19 protein-coding genes are annotated in these 20,730 nt (G+C 68.4%); 8 read left to right on the top strand and 11 right to left on the bottom strand.

The window, feature by feature from the left end; all coding sequences use genetic code 11:
* Window positions 1-86: 86 nt before the first annotated feature.
* A complete protein-coding gene (locus ACSC1W_RS02275) occupies window positions 87-749 on the bottom strand; it encodes a DUF6517 family protein (RefSeq protein ID WP_435345040.1) in 663 nt (220 codons plus the stop codon).
* A 179-nt stretch (window positions 750-928) separates the two neighbouring features.
* Here ACSC1W_RS02275 and ACSC1W_RS02270 point away from each other — a divergent pair, with 179 nt between their 5' ends.
* The 4 genes from ACSC1W_RS02270 (at window position 929) to ACSC1W_RS02255 (ending at window position 3,981) form a co-directional block, all read left to right on the top strand.
* Window positions 929-1,897 (top strand): phosphoadenosine phosphosulfate reductase family protein, encoded by a 969-nt coding sequence (locus ACSC1W_RS02270; RefSeq protein ID WP_435345038.1) that lies wholly within the window; start codon window positions 929-931, stop codon window positions 1,895-1,897.
* Between the two features lie 115 nt (window positions 1,898-2,012).
* Complete coding sequence (locus ACSC1W_RS02265; protein ID WP_435345036.1) at window positions 2,013-3,128, top strand: DUF3179 domain-containing protein; 1,116 nt, start codon at window positions 2,013-2,015, stop codon at window positions 3,126-3,128.
* Complete coding sequence (locus tag ACSC1W_RS02260; protein WP_435345034.1) at window positions 3,121-3,723, top strand: hypothetical protein; 603 nt, start codon at window positions 3,121-3,123, stop codon at window positions 3,721-3,723. The genes ACSC1W_RS02265 and ACSC1W_RS02260 overlap by 8 nt, the downstream gene beginning before the upstream one ends.
* Window positions 3,724-3,777: 54 nt before the next feature.
* On the top strand, window positions 3,778-3,981 hold the full coding sequence (locus ACSC1W_RS02255) for a hypothetical protein (protein ID WP_435345032.1): 204 nt from the start codon (window positions 3,778-3,780) through the stop codon (window positions 3,979-3,981).
* Window positions 3,982-4,000: 19 nt separating this feature from the next.
* On the opposite strand, the gene ACSC1W_RS02250 is transcribed toward ACSC1W_RS02255, so the two are convergent.
* The 5 genes from ACSC1W_RS02250 to ACSC1W_RS02230 form a co-directional block, all read right to left on the bottom strand.
* The gene (locus tag ACSC1W_RS02250; protein WP_435345030.1) at window positions 4,001-5,239 is read right to left on the bottom strand and encodes a mandelate racemase/muconate lactonizing enzyme family protein; all 1,239 of its coding nucleotides are present in this window, start codon (window positions 5,237-5,239) and stop codon (window positions 4,001-4,003) included.
* 143 nt (window positions 5,240-5,382) lie between these two features.
* A complete protein-coding gene (locus tag ACSC1W_RS02245) occupies window positions 5,383-5,643 on the bottom strand; it encodes a hypothetical protein (protein WP_435345028.1) in 261 nt (86 codons plus the stop codon).
* 65 nt (window positions 5,644-5,708) lie between these two features.
* Window positions 5,709-6,623 (bottom strand): dihydrodipicolinate synthase family protein, encoded by a 915-nt coding sequence (locus tag ACSC1W_RS02240; protein ID WP_435345027.1) that lies wholly within the window; start codon window positions 6,621-6,623, stop codon window positions 5,709-5,711.
* Between the two features lie 35 nt (window positions 6,624-6,658).
* Window positions 6,659-7,297: a TVP38/TMEM64 family protein gene (locus tag ACSC1W_RS02235; RefSeq protein WP_435345025.1), complete on the bottom strand. Its 639-nt coding sequence runs from the start codon at window positions 7,295-7,297 to the stop codon at window positions 6,659-6,661.
* A 55-nt stretch (window positions 7,298-7,352) separates the two neighbouring features.
* The gene (locus ACSC1W_RS02230) at window positions 7,353-8,342 is read right to left on the bottom strand and encodes an NAD-dependent epimerase/dehydratase family protein (RefSeq protein WP_435345024.1); all 990 of its coding nucleotides are present in this window, start codon (window positions 8,340-8,342) and stop codon (window positions 7,353-7,355) included.
* Between the two features lie 106 nt (window positions 8,343-8,448).
* Here ACSC1W_RS02230 and ACSC1W_RS02225 point away from each other — a divergent pair, with 106 nt between their 5' ends.
* Window positions 8,449-8,988 carry a hypothetical protein gene (locus ACSC1W_RS02225; RefSeq protein WP_435345022.1) on the top strand — a complete coding sequence of 180 codons (540 nt, stop codon included), beginning with the start codon at window positions 8,449-8,451 and terminating at the stop codon, window positions 8,986-8,988.
* Window positions 8,989-8,992: 4 nt separating this feature from the next.
* Here the strand turns inward: ACSC1W_RS02225 and gltB are convergent, their stop codons facing one another.
* The 5 genes from gltB to ACSC1W_RS02200 form a co-directional block, all read right to left on the bottom strand.
* Window positions 8,993-13,522, bottom strand: a complete 4,530-nt coding sequence (gltB, locus tag ACSC1W_RS02220) for a glutamate synthase large subunit (RefSeq protein WP_435345020.1) — start codon at window positions 13,520-13,522, stop codon at window positions 8,993-8,995.
* A 214-nt stretch (window positions 13,523-13,736) separates the two neighbouring features.
* A complete protein-coding gene (proS, locus tag ACSC1W_RS02215) occupies window positions 13,737-15,227 on the bottom strand; it encodes a proline--tRNA ligase (RefSeq protein ID WP_435345018.1) in 1,491 nt (496 codons plus the stop codon).
* Between the two features lie 126 nt (window positions 15,228-15,353).
* Complete coding sequence (locus ACSC1W_RS02210; protein WP_435345017.1) at window positions 15,354-15,887, bottom strand: 8-oxo-dGTP diphosphatase; 534 nt, start codon at window positions 15,885-15,887, stop codon at window positions 15,354-15,356.
* Window positions 15,888-15,941: 54 nt separating this feature from the next.
* Entirely contained in the window at window positions 15,942-16,385 is a 444-nt protein-coding gene (locus ACSC1W_RS02205; protein ID WP_435345015.1) for a DUF488 domain-containing protein, read from the bottom strand.
* Window positions 16,382-16,876, bottom strand: a complete 495-nt coding sequence (locus tag ACSC1W_RS02200; protein WP_435345013.1) for a DUF7984 family protein — start codon at window positions 16,874-16,876, stop codon at window positions 16,382-16,384. The genes ACSC1W_RS02205 and ACSC1W_RS02200 overlap by 4 nt, the downstream gene beginning before the upstream one ends.
* 326 nt (window positions 16,877-17,202) lie before the next feature.
* Between ACSC1W_RS02200 and ACSC1W_RS02195 the strand changes: the two genes are divergently transcribed.
* Genes ACSC1W_RS02195 through ACSC1W_RS02185 form a run of 3 tightly spaced genes read left to right on the top strand, consistent with a single transcriptional unit; the run spans window position 17,203 to window position 20,537 of the window.
* On the top strand, window positions 17,203-19,131 hold the full coding sequence (locus ACSC1W_RS02195) for a beta-CASP ribonuclease aCPSF1 (protein WP_435345011.1): 1,929 nt from the start codon (window positions 17,203-17,205) through the stop codon (window positions 19,129-19,131).
* Window positions 19,132-19,184: 53 nt separating this feature from the next.
* The gene (locus tag ACSC1W_RS02190; RefSeq protein WP_435345010.1) at window positions 19,185-20,075 is read left to right on the top strand and encodes a DUF7979 domain-containing protein; all 891 of its coding nucleotides are present in this window, start codon (window positions 19,185-19,187) and stop codon (window positions 20,073-20,075) included.
* A gap of 48 nt (window positions 20,076-20,123) precedes the next feature.
* Window positions 20,124-20,537, top strand: coding sequence for an EamA family transporter (locus tag ACSC1W_RS02185; protein WP_435345008.1), 414 nt, complete (start codon window positions 20,124-20,126; stop codon window positions 20,535-20,537).
* The last annotated feature ends 193 nt before the right edge of the window (window positions 20,538-20,730 follow it).

The raw sequence follows: 20,730 nt of genomic DNA, 5'->3' as shown, positions 1-20,730 counted from the left end.
GGCCACTCCGTCCTCGAATCCTCAGTTCTCGAATCGGTCCACGGAACGCTCGGTCGAGACAGCGTGGAGAGCCGTCGCCGGGCGGCCTACTCCTCGTCGCTGTGTTCGAGGTTCGCCATCAGGTCGAAGATGTCGTCGCGTTCGTCGGGCAACTGTGCGGGATGGCCGCCGACCGCGATGACGTAGTCGTCGCCGTGCTTGACGATGGAGACGTAGACGCGGATCTCGACCTGCCGACCGTCGACGGTGGCCTGGCCGGTGAACACGGCGACGTCGGTCTCCTCGCCGAGCATGGTCACCTGCTCGGTGCCCGTCCGCTCCAGGTTCGAGAGGTCGCCGTAGGCGGTGCTGTACTGGCCGGAGAGCTGGTCCAGCAGTTCGCTCTCGGTCATGTTCCCGACCGGGTTCTGTGGCTCGCCGACGACGTCGACCTCGTGCGTGGAGACGACGGCGAAGACACCGACAGTCTGGTCGACGAAGTCGTCGTACTTCTCGTACGTGACGACCCAGTTCTCGACGACGACTGTCCGGTTCCCGATGCCGAACTCCTCGCCGTTCCGTTCGAGGACGGTCCGGTTGACGGCGGACTCGGTGTAGCCGGTCGCACCGTCGCCGAGGACGTCGGCGTCGACCGTCGCCCGCTCGGCGCTGTACGTGAGTGACTCCTCGCCGGTGAGAAAGCCGACGCACCCGCTCGTCGCGAGCAAGACCGCGACGGCGAGGACGGTCGCGACACGTCTCGTATGCATGACTCGTGTGTTGCAACCTCCATCTATCAAGGTTCCGGCTGTTCGCCCGCGGTGCCGTCCAGTGATTCCGTCGGTGGCGGTGCGGTTCCGACCGGACGCGTCCAGCGTGACGGGGAACGCCCCACGTATCTGCCGAACCCAAAAGACACTTTTCCGAGGATGTAATTAGATGTAATTACATGGCCGAGTTCCCAGAGTACCTCGACGTCGATTACACTGACGGCGAAGGAGAGTCGCCAGAGACCTACCCCTCCATCCAGCACAAGATCGAGAAGGCCCTCGAAGTGACCGAGGAGGGGCTCGAACAGTACGACAACCCCGCCGTGATGTGGACCGGCGGGAAGGACTCGACGCTGACGCTGTACTTCGTCAAGGAGGTCGCAGCGCGGTTCGACTACGACCTCCCGACGACGGTGTTCATCGACCACTTCCAGCACTTCGACGAACTCATGGGCTTCGTCGAGCGCTGGGCCGACGAGTGGGACCTCGAAGTCGTCTACGCTCGCAACAGCGACGTCGGCGACTACGTCGACGAGCACGGCCTCGAACCCGGGGACGACATCCCGGTCGACGCGCTCTCGGAACACAACCAGCACCACATCCGGGACATCCTCGAGTACGAGGAGGACACGTTCCCGTTCCTGCTCGACACCTACGTCGGCAACCACCTGCTGAAGACCGTCGCGCTGAACGACGCGCTCGAAGCGAACGACATCGACGGCATCATCTCGGGCATCCGCTGGGACGAACAGGAGGCCCGCGCCGACGAGACGTTCTTCAGTCCGCGTCACGACCCAGACATCTACCCGCCCCACGACCGCATCCAGCCCATCCTCCAGTTCACCGAGGCAGACGTCTGGGAGGCGTTCTGGCACTTCGTGGTGCCCGAGACGGTGCCCGAGTTCCCGGACGAGGGGTACGTCCCGCAGGACTACGACGACCTGCCGAACGGCCTCACCCACGAGGACATCCCCGTCTCGCCGAAGTACTTCGAGGGCTTCCGCTCGCTCGGCTCCGAGGTGTCGACCGACAGGGCCGACAGCGAACCGGCCTGGCTGCAGGACCTGGAGAACACGACCGAGCGCGCCGGCCGCGCCCAGGACAAGGAGGACCTGATGGAGCGCCTGCGCGACCTCGGCTACATGTAGCGCCGGCGGACCACGACCTCGCCGCACTTCTCCGGTTCGCAGTTCCGACAGCGCTCGTGCGACCCGGACGCACGGGCCGGGTACGGTTAATCCGTCCTGAGACGTTCAGATAGGCATGTCACCGAATCGCACGCGGAGGGCCGTCCTCGCCGGTACCGGCGCGGGCATCGCGGCCCTCGCCGGCTGTCTCGGCGGTCGGTCGTCCGCCGGCAGTCCCGGCGACGGCACGGCCACAGCCCCTGACCGTGCCGACACCGACGGGCCCGGGTCGGCGCTCCCGCTGGCCGACGAGGCCTACCTGGTGGAGGACGAACTCGCCCAGTTACGGGCGTGGGTCGTCTCCGGCGGACCGCCGAAGGACGGTATCCCGTCCATCGACGCGCCGACGTTCGAGTCCGTCGCCGACGTCGACGACCGCCTCCAGCCCGGCGACCCCGTCTTCTCGGTGGTCGTCGACGGCGAGGCGAGGGCGTATCCCCAGAAGATACTCGTCTGGCACGAGATCGTCAACGACACCGTCGGCGGCGACCCCGTCGCGGTCACGTACTGTCCGTTGACCGGCACCGCCATCGGCTACCGACGGGGCGACACCGAGTTCGGCGTCTCCGGTCGGTTGCTCAACGCGAACCTCGTGATGTACGACCGCGAGACCGACAGTCGCTGGCCGCAGGTCCTCGGCACCGCGATAGAGGGGGTCTACGTCGGCGAACGCCTCCAGCACGTTCCCGTCGCGTGGACGACCTGGGGGCGCTGGCGGGAGGCGCATCCCGACGGTCGCGTCCTCACCGAGGACACCGGCTACGTCCGCGACTACGGCCGCGACCCGTACGGACGGTACAACCCGAAGTCGGGGTACTACGCGACCGACGCGATGCTCTTCGCTCCCGAGCGCGAGGACGACCGCCACCCGCCGAAACTGGTCGTCCACGGCGCCCGGACGGCGACGGGCGCGTTCGCGGTGGCGAAGGACCGCCTCCGCGAGGCCCGCGTCGTGACCGGGCGCGCCGGGGCGGACCGGGTCGTCGCCGTCCACGACGCGACGCTAGACGCCGGCCACGTCTACCGGTTCGCTCCGGACGAGTCCGCCACCGTGTCTCCGGTCACCGGCGGCTACGGGGTCGACGGCGAGTCCTATCCCGCCGACGGGCTCCCGTTCGAATCGCTGCCCTCGTTCGACGCGATGTGGTTCGCCTGGTTCGCGTTCTATCCCTCGACCGAGGTCGATGCCTGACCGCCTCCGCCGTACCGGACGGGCGCTCCTGCTGGTCACCCGTCGGCAGGACGCACTCGCCGTCGGCGCCGTCGCGACGCTGCTCTACCTCGTCGTCTACCTCGTCGCGACCGGTGACGTCGCGCTCCGGGGCGGCCTCGGCGTCGGACTGGTGACCGTCGTCGAGGACCCCCTCTCGCGGCTGTTCGAACGAACCGGCCCCTTCGCCTGGGAACCCATCGCCCTCGTCGACCTCGGGGTCGCGCGGTGGCTGGTTTCCCCGTTGAACGTCGCCGTCGGCGGTCTGCTGGCGCTGCTCGTCGGCACGAACCTCGCCGTCACCTACCTCGCCTGGCGCTACCCGCAGGCCTGTGGAATCGAACGGTCGCGAGGGACGGGAAGCGGCGTACTCGCCGCCCTGCCGGCGCTCCTCTCGGGGTCCGCCTGCTGCGGCCCGGTCGTCTTGCTGGCCGTCGGCGTCTCCGCATCGGGGGCACTGCTGACGATGTTCGAGTGGCTGCTCCCCATCGGCGTGGCGTTGCTACTCGGGAGTCTCGTCTACACAGGGAGCGGGTTGCAGCCGAGCACGGGTGGAGCCAGCGGGCCGTCGGCGTGAGCGCCCGGCAAACGTACCGAAAGACCGACCTGTCGGGTCTCGGAAAGACACCGTATGCATCGAACCTGTCCAGACTGCAACACCACGATGGACGCGGTAGAGTTCGGCATGAACGACGCCTGGAACCCCCACGTTCGGACCGGGGAGAAGCGCGACGGCTTGCTGGGGACGCTCGGGGTGGACGAACAGACGCCCGTCGAGACGTTCATGTGCCAGAACTGCGGGCTGGTGCGTCAGTACGCCGACGTCGAGGAGTGACGGGGTTCGACGGCTCGGTTCACTCCTCGTCGAACAGTTCCTCGCCCTCGACCATGTGCTCCTCGACGGCGTCCATGTCGAGGGTGAGACCGAGGCCGGGTCGCTCCGGAATCTCGATGTAGCCGTCCACGATGACGTCCTCCTCGACGAGGTCCTCCCACCAGCCGAGTTCGTAGGAGTGGTACTCGACGGCCAGCGCGTTCGGGATGGACGCCCCGACGTGGGCGCTCGCCATCGTCGCCACCGGCGAGGAGACGTTGTGCATCGCCACGGGGACGTAGTACTGGTTCGCCACGTCGGCTATCTTGCGCGTCTCGCGCATCCCGCCGACCTTCGGCATGTCCGGGGCGACGATGTCGACGGCCTGGTTCTCGATGAGTCGGCGCTCCTCGGTCACGCGGTAGCGGTTCTCACCGACCGTGATGGGCGTGACGGTGGACTTCGTGACCTCCTCCTGTACCGCCAGGTTCTCCGGTGGGACGGGGTCCTCGAGCCACCAGACGTCGTAGTCCTCGATGGCGTGGGCGAGTCGCTTCGCGGAACCGCCGGAGAACGTCCAGTGACAGTCGAAGGCGACGTCGGCGCGGTCCCTGACGCGCTCGGTGACCTGCTCGACTATCTCGGCCTTGTGTCGGATCTCGCCGGGTCGGAGGTGGCGGTTCGCGCGGTCCTTCTCGAGGCCGGAGGGCACGTCCAGGTCGAACTTGAGCGCGTCGTAGCCGAGTTCCTCGACGACGCGCTCGGCCTCGTCGGCGCAGGCCTCGGGGTCGGCCTCCGCCTCGGTGTGGCAGTCGCAGTAGACGCGCATCTCGTCGCGGTACTTGCCGCCGAGCAACTGGTAGGCTGGCACGTCGAGTAGCTTGCCCGCGAGGTCGTGCAGGGCGACCTCGATGCCGGCGATGGCGGTGACGGTGACCCCCTCGACGCTCCCCTCGCCGGACATCTTCTGGACGAGGTGCTCGAACAGTCGGTCGATGTCCAGGGGGTTCTCGCCGACGACGAACGGCTTCATGCGCTCGACGAGTTCCGGGACGCCGGCGCCCCAGTACGCCTCCCCGGTGCCGACGACGCCAGCGTCCGTGTAGACCCGGACCAGCGTCCACGGGAAGTTCCCGTCGACCATCGTCGTCTGCACGTCGGTGATCGCCACGTCGCGGCCCCCGCCACGCTCGCCCGTCACGCCCATCGTCTCGGCGGAGAGGTCACGCATCGTGTACTCCGCGTTCGGGTCGTGGAGGTCGGTGTAGTCGATTCCCATGGCTGGCTAATTTACTCGGCTGATAGTAAAACTTTGCTTCGCGACGGACCGGCCCGGCTCACCCGGCATCCGGCGGCCACCTGGTCGGTCGCGTCTCTCACACTACCCGCTTCCACGGCCACGCAGAGAAGTGCGGACGTGGGTCACTCCTCGTCGTCCGGGAAGGTGCGCTCCCATTCCGGCGGCGGGTCGCGCACGTCGGCGCTCTCCTTCGAGAGGATGCGGAGGTAGATGACGGCGATGCCGGCGAGCATCACCACGGACGCGATGACGACGTAGATGGCTATCGTCGCGGTCCGTCCCTCGACGAAGGTCGCCAGCAACGCGAGCAGTAGCAGACCCAGTCCGGTGACGGCCGCGAGCAGTCGACGGAACCCGAGCATGTGTGCGACGAGGTCGCTCATGCGCCGGGGTTCGACCGGGTCCAAAATTACTGTTCGGGTGTGACGACGGTGCCGACCGTGTGGCTTCAGAGCAGGTCGAGGTCGCGGAGGTCGGTTTCGAGCGCCGAGGCGTCGTCGTCGTCCATGCGCCGAAGCGGGTCCCGGAGCGGGCCCGCGTCGAACCCGCGCAGCGACAGGGCGCTCTTGACGCCGGCCATGTAGGGGCCCCGCTTGAGCGCCGACCGGACGTCGTAGACGCGACTCTGGAGGTCCCTGGCGCGCTCCTCGTCGCCGTCGTCGTAGGCATCGTAGAGGTCGACGACGAGTTCTGGGAAGGCGTTGGCGACGGCCGAGACCATCCCGGCACAGCCGACCTCGAGACCCGGGAACAGGAGCGAGTCGGACCCGGAGAGGAACGTGAGTTCGGGGTGGTCGTCGATGGCCTGGCCGAGCCACGGCACGTCCTTGCTGGAGTCCTTGACGCCGACGAGGTTCGGGACGTCGGCGAGCCGGTCGAGCGTCGACAGCGCGAGGCTGTTCCCCGTCTTCGAGGGGATGTGATAGACGTACGTCGGCAGGTCGACGGCCTCGCAGACGCGCCGGTAGTGCGTCACCGCACCGGCCGCGTCGAGCGGGTAGTAGTACGGCGTGACGACGACCAGTCCGTCCGCGCCGGCCTCGGCGGCGGCCTCGGCCCGGTCGATCGTCCGGTGGGTGCTCGGTGCCCCGACACCCGCGATGACCGGCACCTCGCCGCCCACCTCGTCGACGACCGCCTCGACGACCCGGTCGCGCTCTGCGTCGTCGAGCATGGCGAACTCGCCGTTGGTGCCGAGCGGGAAGACGCCGTGTGCGCCGCCGTCGACGACGAACCTGGCGTGCTCGGCCGTCCGCTCGTAGTCTACCGACTCGTCGTCGTGGAACGCCGTCACCGTCGGCGGGACGACGCCGTGGACGGAGAGGGGGTCGTCCGTGCCGGGTGCGGGTGCGTTCGAAACCATACGCACGGGTTCACGCGGATTCGAGTTAATAGTTCCTACGCGCTCCGGTGGGCGTCGTACCGCCGGTAGAGCGGGCGGGCGACCAGCGCCAGCGCGAGGACGGCCGCGCCGACGAGCACCAGGGGGTTCAGCGACTCCCCGGCCGTCACGTCCCGGGCGGACACCCCGATGGCGACGAAGGTCAGTATCCACGGGAGTTCGCCGACGAACGTCCCCAGCAGGAACGCCCCGAGGGGCACGTCCGCCAGTCCGGTCCCGTAGGCGACCGCGTCGGCCGGGGCGGGGGACAGTCGGCCAGCGACGGTGCCCCGCAGGTCGCCCGTCGCGTCGAACACCTCTCGCCCCGACTGGCGGACCCAGCCCAGCAGGCCGGTGTCGCTCTTGTACCGGCGGCCGACGACGTAGGCGGGGACGCTGGTCACCACGCCGCCGACGAGCGCCACCGGGAGCCCCACCCAGCCGAACCGGTAGCCGACGAGGAGCGTGAACGCGGTCACGGGGACGGCGAGGAACGGCCGCACGACGTAGCCGACCAGCAGTATCGCGACGAACAGCACGTCGTTCTCGACGGCGGCGACGAGCCGCGGGACGTCGCCACCGACGGTCGTCCGGGCGACCACGAGGAACGAGATGACGGCCACGGCGACGGCACGCTGCCGGTGTCTTCGGCGCACCCTCGTAGGGTGGCAAGGTCGACACTTGTGGGTTTCGGGTCCGGACCCCGACCCGTCAGAGGGTGTCCAGGACGCCGAGCACGCGCTCCTCGTTCCCGCGTCCGGGGTCGTGCTCGCTCCCGTCCCGGTCCGAATCGAGGTGGTCGTCGACCGCCGCCTGCATCGCCTCGTCGACTGGCGTCGACTCCCACCCCAGCGACGCCAGCTTGCTCGTGTCGAGCACGTGCGGATAGTCCCGGTACAGCACGTAGTCATCGCCCGAGAGGTCGCCGATGGAGAGTTCGCGCTCCGAGGCGTGGACGACCTCGACGTCGGCGTCGAGACACTCGGCGACCAGGTCGACCATCTCCTCCAGCGTGACGAGTCTGCGATCCCCGACGTTGTACGCCTCGCCGGGCGTGCCCGCCTCGGCGACGGTTCGAAGCGCCGACGCGACGTCCTCGACGTAGGCCCGGTGCCAGACGTTCGTCCCGTCGCCGGGGACGACGACCCGGTCGTAGTTCCGCACCCGGTCGATCCAGAAGTCCAGGCGCTCGGTGTAGTCGTGCGGCCCGTAGACGATGCAGGGTCTGACCGCCATCGCGTTCACGCCGTCCTCGGTGGCCGCGAAGACCGCACGGTCGCCCTCGGCCTTCCGGTTGCCGTAGGTCTCGTCGGAGTCGTCCGTCGCCTGCTCGTCGGTGCAGGGTCGGAGGGCGGTCTCGCCCTCGCGCTTGGGTATCTCCTCGCTGCCGTACGAATCGCCGGAGGAGATGTAGACGTAGGCGTCCACGTCGGAGAAGATGCGACAGGCCATGCGGACCTCGCGGGGTTTGTACGCCACGCAGTCGACGACCACGTCCGGGTCGACCTCGTGGGCGGCCGAACCGAGGTCACCGTCGTCGGTCCGGTCGCCCCGGACGTGTTCTACGCGGTCGTCGTCCGCGAAGGGGTTCTCGTGGTTGCCGCGGTTGAAGATGACGACCTCGTAGTCGTGGTCGAGGAGTTCCGCGACGGTGTGGCGGCCGATGAAGCGGGTGCCGCCGATGACGAATGCCGTGTCCATGGCGGAAGCGACGAGAGAGACGGGAAAAACGGTGATGGTTGCGGAACCGTCCCCCACCACGGAATAGTCGAAACAGACTCATGTCATGTCTCGTGACTTGTGACTGATGTCGAAGTCCACAATCGCAGTCGCATTTCTCGCGCTAGTCGCCGGCGTGACAGCCGGTGCCGTGCTCCCCGTTGTGAGTCCCCTGGCAGACGATAACGGGCCGTACAACAGCCGAATAACCAGCGCCGAGATCGTCGAGTCTGGCTGTCGCGACAGGTTCGAACCCAGACAGTGGGACCTGCAGTCGACGGGGGACGACACCTACGTCGCGACCGGCGTCCTCAACGCGTCGTCGCCGGACGCGAAACTGTCCGCCGACGTCTGGACGACCACGCCCAACGGGACGGCAGTCGGCGGCCACGTCCTCTCGGTGTCGACGCTGGCCACCGCCGAGAGCGACGGCTGTCGCGGGGCGATTCGCTACCGAGTCACGTTCGAGGTCGAGAACGGGGCGACGCCAGATGGCGAGTACGTCGCGCTCGTCCACGATGGGCGCGCGGTCAGTTGTCGTGGCAGCGCCTGGAACGGACAGGACAGTGGCTGTGGTGCGCTGATGGGGCCGCTGGAGGAAGACCCGGTGACAGTGGCGCCGTCGTGAGCGCTCAGTCGTCGCTCGACGCGAAGCCGGCCGCGGCGGACTCGCCCTCGACGGTCGCGCTCTCGGGCAGGCTCTCGCGTACGTCCTCGGCGTCCTCCTCGGTCAGTACGCGTTCGTAGGCATCGGGCATGACCTTCACGAAGGCGTCGAGGGTGGCCTCCCAGTTCTCCAGCAGCTCGCGGCCGCGTTCGGAGTCCGTGTATGCGACGTGGTTCTCGACGAGGCGGCGGAGCATGGCGACGTCCCGCTCGTCCAGGTCGCGCTCGACGTGGACCATGCCGGTGTTGACGGCGGATTCGAAGTCGCCGGACGTATCGAGCACGTAGGCGATACCGCCGGACATGCCCGCGGCGAAGTTCGTGCCGGTGTCGCCGAGGACGGCGACGACGCCGCCGGTCATGTACTCGCATCCGTGGTCGCCGACGCCCTCGACGACTGCGGTCGCGCCGGAGTTCCGGACCGCGAAGCGCTCGCCAGCGACGCCGTTGACGTAACACTCGCCGTCGGTCGAGCCGTAGAGCGCGACGTTGCCGACCGCGACGTTCGATGCGGGGTCGTAGCCGGCGTTCGAGGGCGTCTCGACGGCGATGCGGCCCCCGGAGAGCCCCTTGCCGACGTGGTCGTTCGCGCTGCCGACGAGGTGCATGGCGACGCCGGAGGCGAGGAACGCACCGAACGACTGCCCGGCGGTCCCCCGCAACGAGACGTTCACCGTGCCAGCGGGGAGGCCGGCCTCGCCGTACTCGCTGGCGACGGCGTTCGAGAGCATCGCGCCGACGGTCCGGTCGGTGTTCGACACCTCGGCGGCGATGCCGACGGGTTCGCCGCGGTCGAGGGCGGGTGCGGCCTCGTCGAGCAGGTCGTAGTCGAGGTGGTCGTCGAGTTCGTGGTCCTGCTCGCGGACCTTCCGTCGCGGCCCCTCGCCGACGTCGGCGAGGACGGCCGAGAGGTCGACCAGACCGGCCTTGGGATGGTCGCTCTCGCGCTGGGAGAGGCAGTCGACGTGCCCGACCATCTCGTCGACGGTCTCGAAGCCGAGGTCGGCCATTATCTCGCGGAGTTCCTGGATGACGAACGTGATGTAGTTGACGACGTGCTCCGGCTGACCGGGGAACCGAGAGCGCAGGTCCTCACGCTGGGTGGCGACGCCGACCGGACAGGTGTTCTTGTGGCACTGGCGGGCCATCACGCAGCCCCCGGTGACGAGCGCGGCCGTGCCGAAGACGTACTCCTCGGCCCCGAGCAGGGCGGCGACGGCCACGTCGCGCCCCGTCTTCATCCCACCGTCAGCCGACACGCGGATGCGGTCGCGCAGGCCGGTCCGACGGAGCATCTGGGTGGTCTCGGCGAGCCCGAGCTCCCAGGGCAGGCCCGCGTTCTTGATGGAGGTGCGAGGCGACGCGCCCGTGCCGCCGGAGTGCCCGGAGACGTGGACGACGTCGGCGTTGGCCTTGGCGACGCCGGCGGCGATGGTGCCGATGCCGGCCTCCGAGACGAGCTTGACGTTGATGTCGGCGTCGGGACTGGCCGCCTTCAGGTCGAAGATGAGTTGCTTGAGGTCCTCGATGGAGTAGATGTCGTGCAGCGGCGGCGGCGAGATGAGGCCGACGCCGGGCGTGGACTTCCGGACGTGGGCGATCATCTCGTTGACCTTCTCGCCGGGGAGGTGCCCGCCCTCCCCGGGCTTCGACCCCTGGGCCATCTTGATCTGGAGTTCGTCGGCGCTGGCGAGGTAGGTCGCGGTGACGCCGAAGCGACCGGAGGCGACCTGCTTGACCGAGCACTCCTTCTCCGTGTCGAAGCGCTCGGGGGGTTCGCCGCCCTCGCCGGTGTTGGCCTTCCCGCCCATGCGGTTCATGGCGACTGCGTTGTTCTCGTGTGCCTCCGGCGAGAGGCTGCCGAGGCTCATCGCGGCCGTCGAGAACCGGGCCGCTATCTCGTGGACGGGTTCGACGTCTTCGACCGGGATGGGGGCGCGGTCGCTCTCGAGTTCGAGCAGGCCCCGGAGGGTCTGTAGCTGCTCGTTCTGGTCGTTTATCTGGGCGGCGAACTCGCCGTAGCGGTCGTAGTCGCCCGACCGGACGGACTGCTGGAGCGCGCCGACGGTGTTCGGGTTCCACTGGTGGTGCAGTCCCCCGGAGCGGTGCTCGTACTCGCCGGACCGTTCGAGCGTCGCGGCCTCGTCCTCGTCGCCGAAGGCGGCGGCGTGGCGCTCCCGAAGGTCGGCCTCGATCTCGGCGGCGCCGATGCCCTCGGTGCGGTTCGCGGTGCCCTCGAAGTACTCGGCGACGAAGTCGGAGTCGAGGCCCACGGCCTCGAATATCTGGGCACCCTGGTAGCTCTCGACCGTGGAGATGCCCATCTTCGCCATCGTCTTCAGCAGGCCGCCCTCGACGGCCGCGACGTAGGCGTCGATGGCCTCGGCGAGGTCGGCGCCGTCCGCACCGCGCGTGATGTCGGCGATGGTCTGGAACGCGAGGTACGGGTCGACGGCGTCCGCGCCGTAGCCCACGAGCGTCGCCGTGTGGTGGACGGTCCGGGGGTCGCCCGACTCGACGACGAGACCGGCGTGGTTCCGCAGGCCGTTGCGGACGAGGTGGTGGTGGACCGCGCCGGTGGCGAGCAGGCTGGGAATCGGTAGCCGGTCCGGGCCGACCGCCCGGTCGGAGAGGACGACCACGTCGGCCCCGTCGCGGATGGCCGCGGCGGCGTCGGCGCGGATGCGCTCGACGGCGGTTTCGAGGTCCGTATCGAGAGCGAAGGTGACGTCGACGACGGCGCTGGAGAGGCCCGTCTCGCCGTCGAGGTCGCGAATCGCGGCGAGTTCGGCGTCGGTCAGCACCGGCGAGTCGGCCACCAGTTGTCGGGCGTGGGCCGGCGACTCCTCGAGCAGGTTCCGCTGGAAGCCCATCCGCGTCTCCAGTGAGGTGACCAGTTCCTCGCGGATGTAGTCCAGCGGCGGGTTCGTCACCTGCGCGAACAGTTGCTTGAAGTACGAGAACAGCGGGCGGTTGTAGTCGGACAGCACCGAAAGCGGCGTGTCGTCGCCCATGGACCCGACGGGGTCCTTGCCCTTCTTGCTCATCGGTTCGATGAGGTGGTCGAGTTCGTCCTGCGTGTAGCCGAAGACGGTCTGCTGGGGCCGGAGGGACTCGTCGGTCTCGGCCGGGCGCGGGTCGGCGGCAGCGTGCGCTTCGAGGTGGACCTGCTCCGACTCGACCCACTCGCCGTAGCGGTCGTCGACCAGGTCGTCGAACACCGCGTCGTCGGGGACGATGCGCCCCTCGTCGGGGTCGGCGAGGAACAACTGGCCGGGCTTGAGGCGGCCACGTTCCGCGATGTCGGCCTCGTCGATAGGGAGTGCGCCCGTCTCGCTGGCCATTACGAGGCGGTCGTCGGTCGTCACGTCGTACCGGCAGGGTCGCAGGCCGTTGCGGTCGAGCACCGCGCCGACCCGGTCGCCGTCGGTCGCACAGACGAGCGCCGGCCCGTCCCACGGTTCGACGAGCGAGGCGTGGAAGTCGTAGAACGCCCGCCGGTCGGGGTCCATCGACTCGTCGTCGCGCCACGCCTCGGGGACGAGCATCCGCAGGGCGTGGGGCAGGTCGCGGGTCTGGGTCAGCAGTTCGAGGGCGTTGTCGACGCTGGCGGTGTCGGACTGCTCGGGGTCCTGGATGATGGGCGTCACGGCGTCGAGGTCGAGGTCGGCCGATTCGAGGTCGGTCTCGCGGGCCCGCATCCAGTTCACGTTGCCCTGGATGGTGTTGAACTCGCCGTTGTGGACGATGCCGCGGTACGGGTGCGCGAGGTGCCACGCGCCGAGCGTGTTCGTCGAGAAGCGCTCGTGGACCATCGCGAACGTCGAGGCGACGCGCTCGTCGCGCAGGTCGGGGTAGTAGTTCGGGAGCTGTTCCCCGGTCAGGAGTCCCTTGTAGACGACGGTCTTGCGGTCGAGCGAGCAGACGTAGAAGCGGTCGCCGCCGTCGTAGTCCTCGTCGTCGACGGCCTTCTCGACGACGCGTCGCCCCTCGTACAGCGCGCGGTCGAACGTCTCCCCGTCGACGTCGTCGGCTGCCGGGGCGACGACGCAGTGCCAGACGTCGGGTTCCGAGTCGAGGGCGGTCTGGCCGAGTCCGTCGGCGTCCGTCGGGACGTCGCGCCAGTGGACGACGTCGACGCCCCGGTCGGCGAGTGCGTCCTCGACCAGTGCCTGCAGTGCCGCCCGTTCGTCGGCGTCCTGCGGGAAGAAGAGCGACCCGACGCCGTAGGTCTCGGGGAGGTCGACCGGGAGTTCGTCGGCGAAGAAGTCGTGTGGCGTCTGCAAGAGGATACCCGCACCGTCGCCCGTGTTCGGTTCCGCGCCGGTCGTGCCGCGGTGTTCGAGGTTCTCCAGCAGTTCGAGCGCGTCGGCGACGGTCGAGTGGTCGGTCGCGCCGTCGAGGTTCATCACCATCCCGACGCCGCAGTTCGACCGCTGGTCGTCGGGGTCCGCGAGCCCCCGACTGGCGGCCGTGTCCCGATGTGGCTGATTCATGTGTCCGTGTGACACGAGCCTCTATAAGAGGCTACTCCTGAATGGCTAAGGGTATTAATAACACATATTAGGGAATATTACGAATACGCACATCTCGGGGACGGGATTCGGCTATCGACGCCAAGTTGAGCGGTCCGGACGGCCTGTCCTCCGGCATCGACGGGTCGTGGTCGCCACGGCCGGCCAGCGACTGTGAGGATGGAGCGGTGCCGACTCAGTAGGTCTTCGCGAAGTAGGCGACCTCCTCGGCCGGTTCGCCACACATCGTACACTCGTCGCTCTCGACCGCCAGGGCCTCGCCGCCGCGCAGTTCCGTCTCGGGGTCCTCGCCCTCCTCCATGGGGAGCAGGACGATCTCGGCGTGGACCTTCTCCTTGACGGCCTCCTCGCAGGCCTCGTCGCCACACCACGGCGTCTTGACGTAGCCGCCGTGCTGGCCGATGGTGCCGAGTATCTCGTTCACCTCCTCGACCTCGCGGACGTTCTCGCGCAGGTTCTCCTCGGCGGCCTCGTAGAGTTTGTCGTACACGGCTTCCAGGTGGTCCTGCGTGGCGTCGACGACGTCTGCGCGGTCCTCGACGAGTTCCTCGCCGTCGGGACGGTGGACGACGGTCACCTCCTCGTCCTCGACCTCGTAGCCACCGATCTCGAACCGGACGGGGACGCCGTTAAGTTCGTGCTCGTTGAACTTGAAGCCGGGATTGCGCTCGTCGCGGTCGTCGAGGTGGACGCGGACGCCCGCCTCGTCGAGTTCGGCGGCTATCTCGCTCGCGTACTGGAGCACCTCCTCGCGGTTCTCGTCGCTGTAGATGGGGACGATGACGACCTGTTCGGGCGCGACCGTCGGCGGGAGGACGAGGCCCTGGTCGTCGGAGTGCGTCATGACGAGCGCGCCGAGCGCGCGCCACGACAGCCCCCAGGAGGTCGTCCAGGCGGTCTGCTCGTCCTCGTCCTCGTCGGTGAACGTCACGTCGTACGCCTCGGCGAAGGACTGGCCGAGGTGGTGGGAGGTGCCGCCCTGGACGGACTTTCCGTCGGGCATCAGCGCCTCCACCGTGGTGGTGGTGTCCGCACCGGGGAACTTGTCGTGGTCGGGCTTGCGTCCGCGGAGGACCGGCATCGCCAGCACGTCCTCGTACAGTCGGGCGTACTGGTCCAGGCGGGTCATGACCTCGTCCCAGGCCCCGTCCTCGGTGGCGTGGGCGGTGTGACCCTCCTGCCAGAGGAACTCCTTCGTGCGGAAGAACGGCTTCGTCTCCGTCGCCTCCCATCGGATGACGCTACACCACTGGTTCAGGCGCATCGGCAGGTCGCGGTGGCTCCGGACCCACTGGCTGACGAACGGCGTGATGATGGACTCGCTGGTCGGTCGGACCGCGAGGCGCTCCTCGAGTTCCTCGTGGCCGCCGTGGGTGACCCACGCGACCTCCGGGTCGAACCCCTCGACGATGTCCTTCTCCTGTTCGAGGTAGCTCTCGGGGATGAGCACCGGGAAGTAGGCGTTCTGCGCGCCCGTCTCCTTGAACCAGCCGTCGAGGTAGCCCTGCAGTCGCTCCCAGAGTTCGTACCCGCGGGGTCGCGTGATTATGAACCCGCCCATCGGCGCGTAATCAGCGAGCTTCGCCTTCTGTACCACTTCGGCGTACCACTCGCCGGTGTTGTACTCCTTGGACTCGGTGATGCCGAGTTCCTGCTCTCCACTCATTGTTCGTATCGACTCCTGTCGTGGTCTTAAACCCCTTGAAGGTGTGTGGGTGGTTCGAGTGGCCGGAGTGGGACCGACGACTGGGGCGGGACGACCCGGTCTGGCCCGTCGGGGATAGCCGGTCGCCTACCCCGAACCGTCGAACGAGACGCCCAGCGCGACGTCGTGGTCGACGAGTTCGTCGCCGTCGTCGTCGAAGTAGAAGGTCCCGCACACGGTGTCGCCGTCGAGGACGGCCGGGAGCCAGAGTTCGTCGTCCTCCCACATCTCGTCGTAGGGGATGGACTCGCGGGTGCGCCACTCGGGGATGGCCTCCTCGGTGGTCCGCGCCGTCCCGGCCACCTCGCGTGCGACGTACACGTGACAGAGGAACACGTGTTCGTCGCCGAAGAAGAAGTCGAACTCGGCGCGCTTGGTCAGGTCGCCGACGTCGAGGCCGACCTCCTCGCGCGTCTCCCGGACCGCGGCCTCCAGCGGCGACTCGTCGGCCTCGACCTTCCCACCCGGGCCGTTGTAGAGGTCCGAGCCGAGTCCACGTCGCTTGCGTATCATCAGGAGTTCGTCGTCCGGAGATAGCGGCAGGTCACCCCGGACCGGATAACAGATGGTCGCCTCGTCGCGGTCGGCAGTCGACTCGTCGGTGGGACCCGCCTCTGCCATGCTCGTCCCTGCGCACCTCGGGTCAATCACTCTTCCGGACGTCGCGCCGCACCGTCACCTCCCGGAGGCGACGGCGGACTCCAGCACCTCCCGGAGCGTCGTCCGGTGACAGCGCTTCTTGTTCGTGTTCTCGAAACAGACCAGCGCGACGTCCTCGCCCGCCCGGAGGCGCTCGGCGAGGCGTGAGACGGCGTCACGGGCGCTCTCGTCCGCGTCGAGGTGCGCCCGGTACCGCGCCTCGAAGTCGGTCTCGTCCCACGCGGCGTTGTGCGCGCCCTCGTCGCACATCCCCTGCATCTTGAACGTCTCCGCGAGGTCCTTCGTCTCGTCGAGCAGGGGCGCCGGCGGGCCGAGGGCCGGGACGTTCTCGTCCACCGCCGCGGAGAACCACGCGGTCGGTCGCCGGACGACGCCGACCAGCGTGGCGTCGCCCACGTCGACCAGGTCGTGCTGGACCGCGGCGACGTACGTGTCCGTGAGTTCGCCCGGCACGGTCACCGACTCCTCGCGTCCACGCCGAACGGACTCTCTCGTTCGGTCCACTCCCACCCCGGGACGAGTTCCTGGAAGCCGGCGGCCAGCGCCGCGTCGAGGTCGTCGGCACCGGCGGCGTCTCCCGCCTCGCCGTGGGAGAGGAGGTCCGCGTAGTGGAACGTCGCCTCCCCGAGCGTCCGGAGCGGCTGGGTGCCGGCGATGGTCGCGGCGAGTTCGCGCCCGAGCAGTTCGTCGACGACGAAGCCGGGGTAGTCGCCCTCGACGTCCAGCGAGCGCAACAGGGCGACGAGCGCGGCGACGTTCACCGCCCTGTCGCCGTCGGCGAACAGGTCGTCGACCGCGTCCCTGTACTGCGCCTCGGTCATCGGGTCGACGGACGCGTCGAACACCTCGGCGAGGTCGGCGCGAACCTCGTTCGCCAGCGGAACGACCACGTCGGCCCGGTCACGCACCCACTCGTACTCGCGTCCGACGGTCGCCTGGGTCACCTGCATACGAGTACCGACGGGTGGGTCTCCCCTCAATATTGCGAAGGCTTTTATAACTCCGGGGGTATACGACCGAGTAAGCGGGTTCTCCCCCTGGTCCTCCCGAGACAGTCAAGCGTCTGGGACGGGCTCGCACCGCGGTTCCCACCGACAATGTCTCAGCACGATACGCACGACTTCACACGCCAACAGTTCTGCCGTGGGCACGGTCACGGCCGTCGCACCCCCTCGGGTGCGGCGCTCCAGTTTGGACGTGAGTCACTGCGTCGCCGGTCGGTGGGGCTGGGAAGACCGTGCTGTTCGAACCCGGACACGATGCTATCTCCCGAGATATGAGTTCCGTAGACCGACAACTGGAAGAACTTGAAGCAAAGATTACCAGCGAGATACCGAGCGACATCTCGGTCTCCGCAGTCAAATACGAGGGGCCGGAACTGGTCGTCTACACACGCGACCCCAAGAAGTTCGCCCAGCAGGGCGACCTCATCCGCCGCCTCGCCTCCAAACTCCGCAAGCGAATCACGGTCCGGCCCGACCCGGACGTCCTCTCGCCGCCGGAGTCCGCCCGGGAAGACATCATGAGCGTCATCCCCGAGGACGCTGGGGTGACCGACCTCGACTTCCACGCCGACACCGGCGAGGTCGTCATCGAGGCCCAGAAGCCGGGCATGGTCATCGGCCGCCACGGTTCGACCCTGCGAGAGATAACGAAGAAGGTCGGCTGGACGCCCGAAGTCGTCCGGACGCCGCCCATCGAGTCCTCGACGGTCTCCAACGTGCGGAACTTCCTGAAACAGGAGCGCGACGAGCGCCGCGACATCCTCGAACGGGTCGGTCGGCAGATCCACCGCGAGGAGATGTCCGACGACGAGTACGTCCGCATCACGACGCTGGGCTGTTGCCGCGAGGTCGGACGTGCCTCGTTCATCCTCTCGACCCCCGAGACGCGCATCCTCATCGACTGTGGCGACAAACCCGGTGCCGAGGGCGAGGTCCCGTACCTGCAGGTGCCCGAGGCGCTCGGGGCCGGTGCGACGAACATCGACGCCGTCGTCCTCACCCACGCCCACCTCGACCACTCGGCGCTCCTGCCGTTGCTGTTCAAGTACGGCTACGACGGTCCCATCTACACGACGGAACCGACCCGCGACCTGATGGGCCTGCTCACCCTCGACTACCTCGACGTCGCGGCGAAAGAGGGTCGCGCACCGCCGTACGACTCCGAGATGGTTCGCGAGGCCATCAAGCACACCATCCCGCTGGAGTACGGTGACGTGACCGACATCGCGCCCGACGTGAAACTCACCTTCCACAACGCGGGTCACATCCTCGGCTCCGCGGTCTCGCACTTCCACATCGGCGACGGTCTCTACAACGTCGCGTTCTCCGGCGACATCCACTACAAGGACACGCGCCTGTTCAACGGGGCGGTCAACGACTTCCCGCGCGTCGAGACGCTCGTCATGGAGTCCACCTACGGTGGTCGGAACGACTACCAGACCGACCAGGAGGACTCCGAGCGCAAACTCATCGACGTCATCAACGAGACCCACGACAAGGGCGGGAAGATACTCATCCCGGCGTTCGCGGTCGGTCGGTCACAGGAGATAATGCTCGTCCTCGAACGGGCGATGCGGAACGGCGACATCCCCTCCATGCCCGTCCACCTCGACGGGATGATCTGGGAGGCGACGGCCATCCACACGACCTACCCCGAGTACCTGCGCGACGACCTGCGCGACCGCATCTTCCACGACGACGAGAACCCCTTCCTCGCCGAGGAGTTCAACCACATCGACGGCGGCGAGGAGGAACGACAGGACGTCGCCGACGGCGGCCCCTGCATCATCCTCTCGACGTCGGGGATGGTCACCGGCGGTCCCATCATGTCGTGGCTCCGCCACCTCGGTAGCGAGGAGGACTCCAGGCTCGTCTTCGTCGGCTACCAGGCGCAGGGGACCCTCGGTCGGCGCATCCAGAACGGCTGGGACGAGATACCCGTCAACGGTCGCGGCGGGAACGGCGGTCGGTCGAACACGCTGAAGCTGAAGATGGACGTCGAGACGGTCGACGGCTTCTCCGGCCACGCCGACCGGCAGGGCCTGATGGACTTCGTCCGGACGATGAATCCCCGGCCCGAGAAGGTGCTCTGCGTCCACGGCGACGAGTCCTCGGTGCAGGACCTCTCCTCGGCGCTCTACCACGAGTTCAACATGCGGACGTTCGCGCCGAAGAACCTGGAGACGTTCCGGTTCAAGTAGAACGGGCTCTCGCCCCACAAGACACTTGTCGCACGTGTCAGGTAGGGTGGACTATGGCTTCGCCCTCCAGACGCGCCGTACTCGGAAGCCTCGGCATCGCCGCCGGGTCCCTCGCCGGGTGTCTCGGCCTCGACGACGCCGGGACCGACGGCACCGGGACCGACGGCACCGAGACCGACACCACCGGAACCGACGACACCGCGAGCGTCGACCTCAGACTCGAGACCGACCTCATCACCCAGCAGGACCCCATCCGTGTGCTCCCCGACGGGCTTCGCTCGCTGCTCGTCGAGGCCGCCCGGAGCGACGGGCCGGTCCGGGGGCACTACGACATCCTCGTCGAGAGTCCGCCCTCGCCCGTCCTGCCCGTGTTCGACGACGTCCGACTGCAGGGAACGGGGTCGGACGCGGACGGGACCTACGTAGTCGACGTCGACGCGGGGGCGCGATACGAGATGCGCTTCACCGCCACCAGGGCCGACTCGGTCCCCGAGGACGCGAGCGTCGTCGACGCGACGACGCTCTCGGGGGAGCGACGCCGGTTCGTGCAGGCGGCCATCGACGGCGAGCAACCGTCCGTCTACCCCGAGAGCGAACTCGGGACGTGGGCCCGAACCGAGTTCGACGGCGGCTACGTCCGCGTCGACGGCGAGACCTACCGGACGTACCGGGGCCAGGAGGTACAGCAGACCGACGCCGCCTTCTTCAGCGACGTCGTCTGGTACGTGCTCTCACTCACGCCGACCGAGGACGCCACCAGCCCCGTGGTGCTCGACTGCTCGGACGTCGACGACGACGCCCAGGGGGACGTCTCGGACCTCCTCTCGTCCGGTGGCGACTATCCGAAGACCGCCACCGACCCCTCCGAAGCGCTCCGGTCGTTCGCCGAGGAGAACAGACTGGTCGTGAGCCACTGCGAGATGGTCAGCGTCCACCTCGACTGAGTCGCCGCCGTCGCAACGCTTTCGCTCCCGGGGGCTCTCGGCACGGGTATGCTGAACTCCCCCATCTCGTGGGCCCTGCTCGCCATGGTCGCGTGGGGTCTGTGGGCCGTCCTCGCCGACGCCGCCACGAGGAGCGTCTCGCCGACCGTCGCGATGATAGTCTCCTACCTAGTGGGGACGGCCCTCGCCGGCGCCTACGTCCTCACCCGGACCGACCCGGTCACCTACACTCGCGATGGCCTGCTGTTCGCCGTCTCGGCGGGCGTCTTCTCCGGCATCGCCGCCGTCGCGTTCTACGCCGGCCTCGAACGCGGCCAGACCGGCGTCGTCACCACCGTCTCGGCGCTGTACTTCGTCGTCGCCGCCGTCCTCGGCGTCGTGCTGTTCGAGGAACCCGTGACGCTCCAGCGCGTCGGCGGGGTCGGGTTCGCGGTGGCGGCGGTGGTGCTGCTCTCCCAGTAGTCCGGTCCCGTGCCCGCCCTCCGACGAAGCCTTTTTGTCGACCCGGTGCCGACGCTGACCCAGTGACGATGCCGACCCCCACGAACCGCCGTATGCGCCCGTTCTGAGCCGTGCGTCGGGACGGACGACCGTGGACTGGGTCGGTCATACGAGTTCTCCACGCGGTCGGAACCCCCGACGACGTCGCGCATCG

Origin of the sequence: Haloarchaeobius marinus (assembly GCF_051207415.1) — an archaeon.
GTDB lineage: Archaea > Halobacteriota > Halobacteria > Halobacteriales > Natrialbaceae > Haloarchaeobius.
This window is presented reverse-complemented; position numbering and strand designations above follow the sequence as displayed.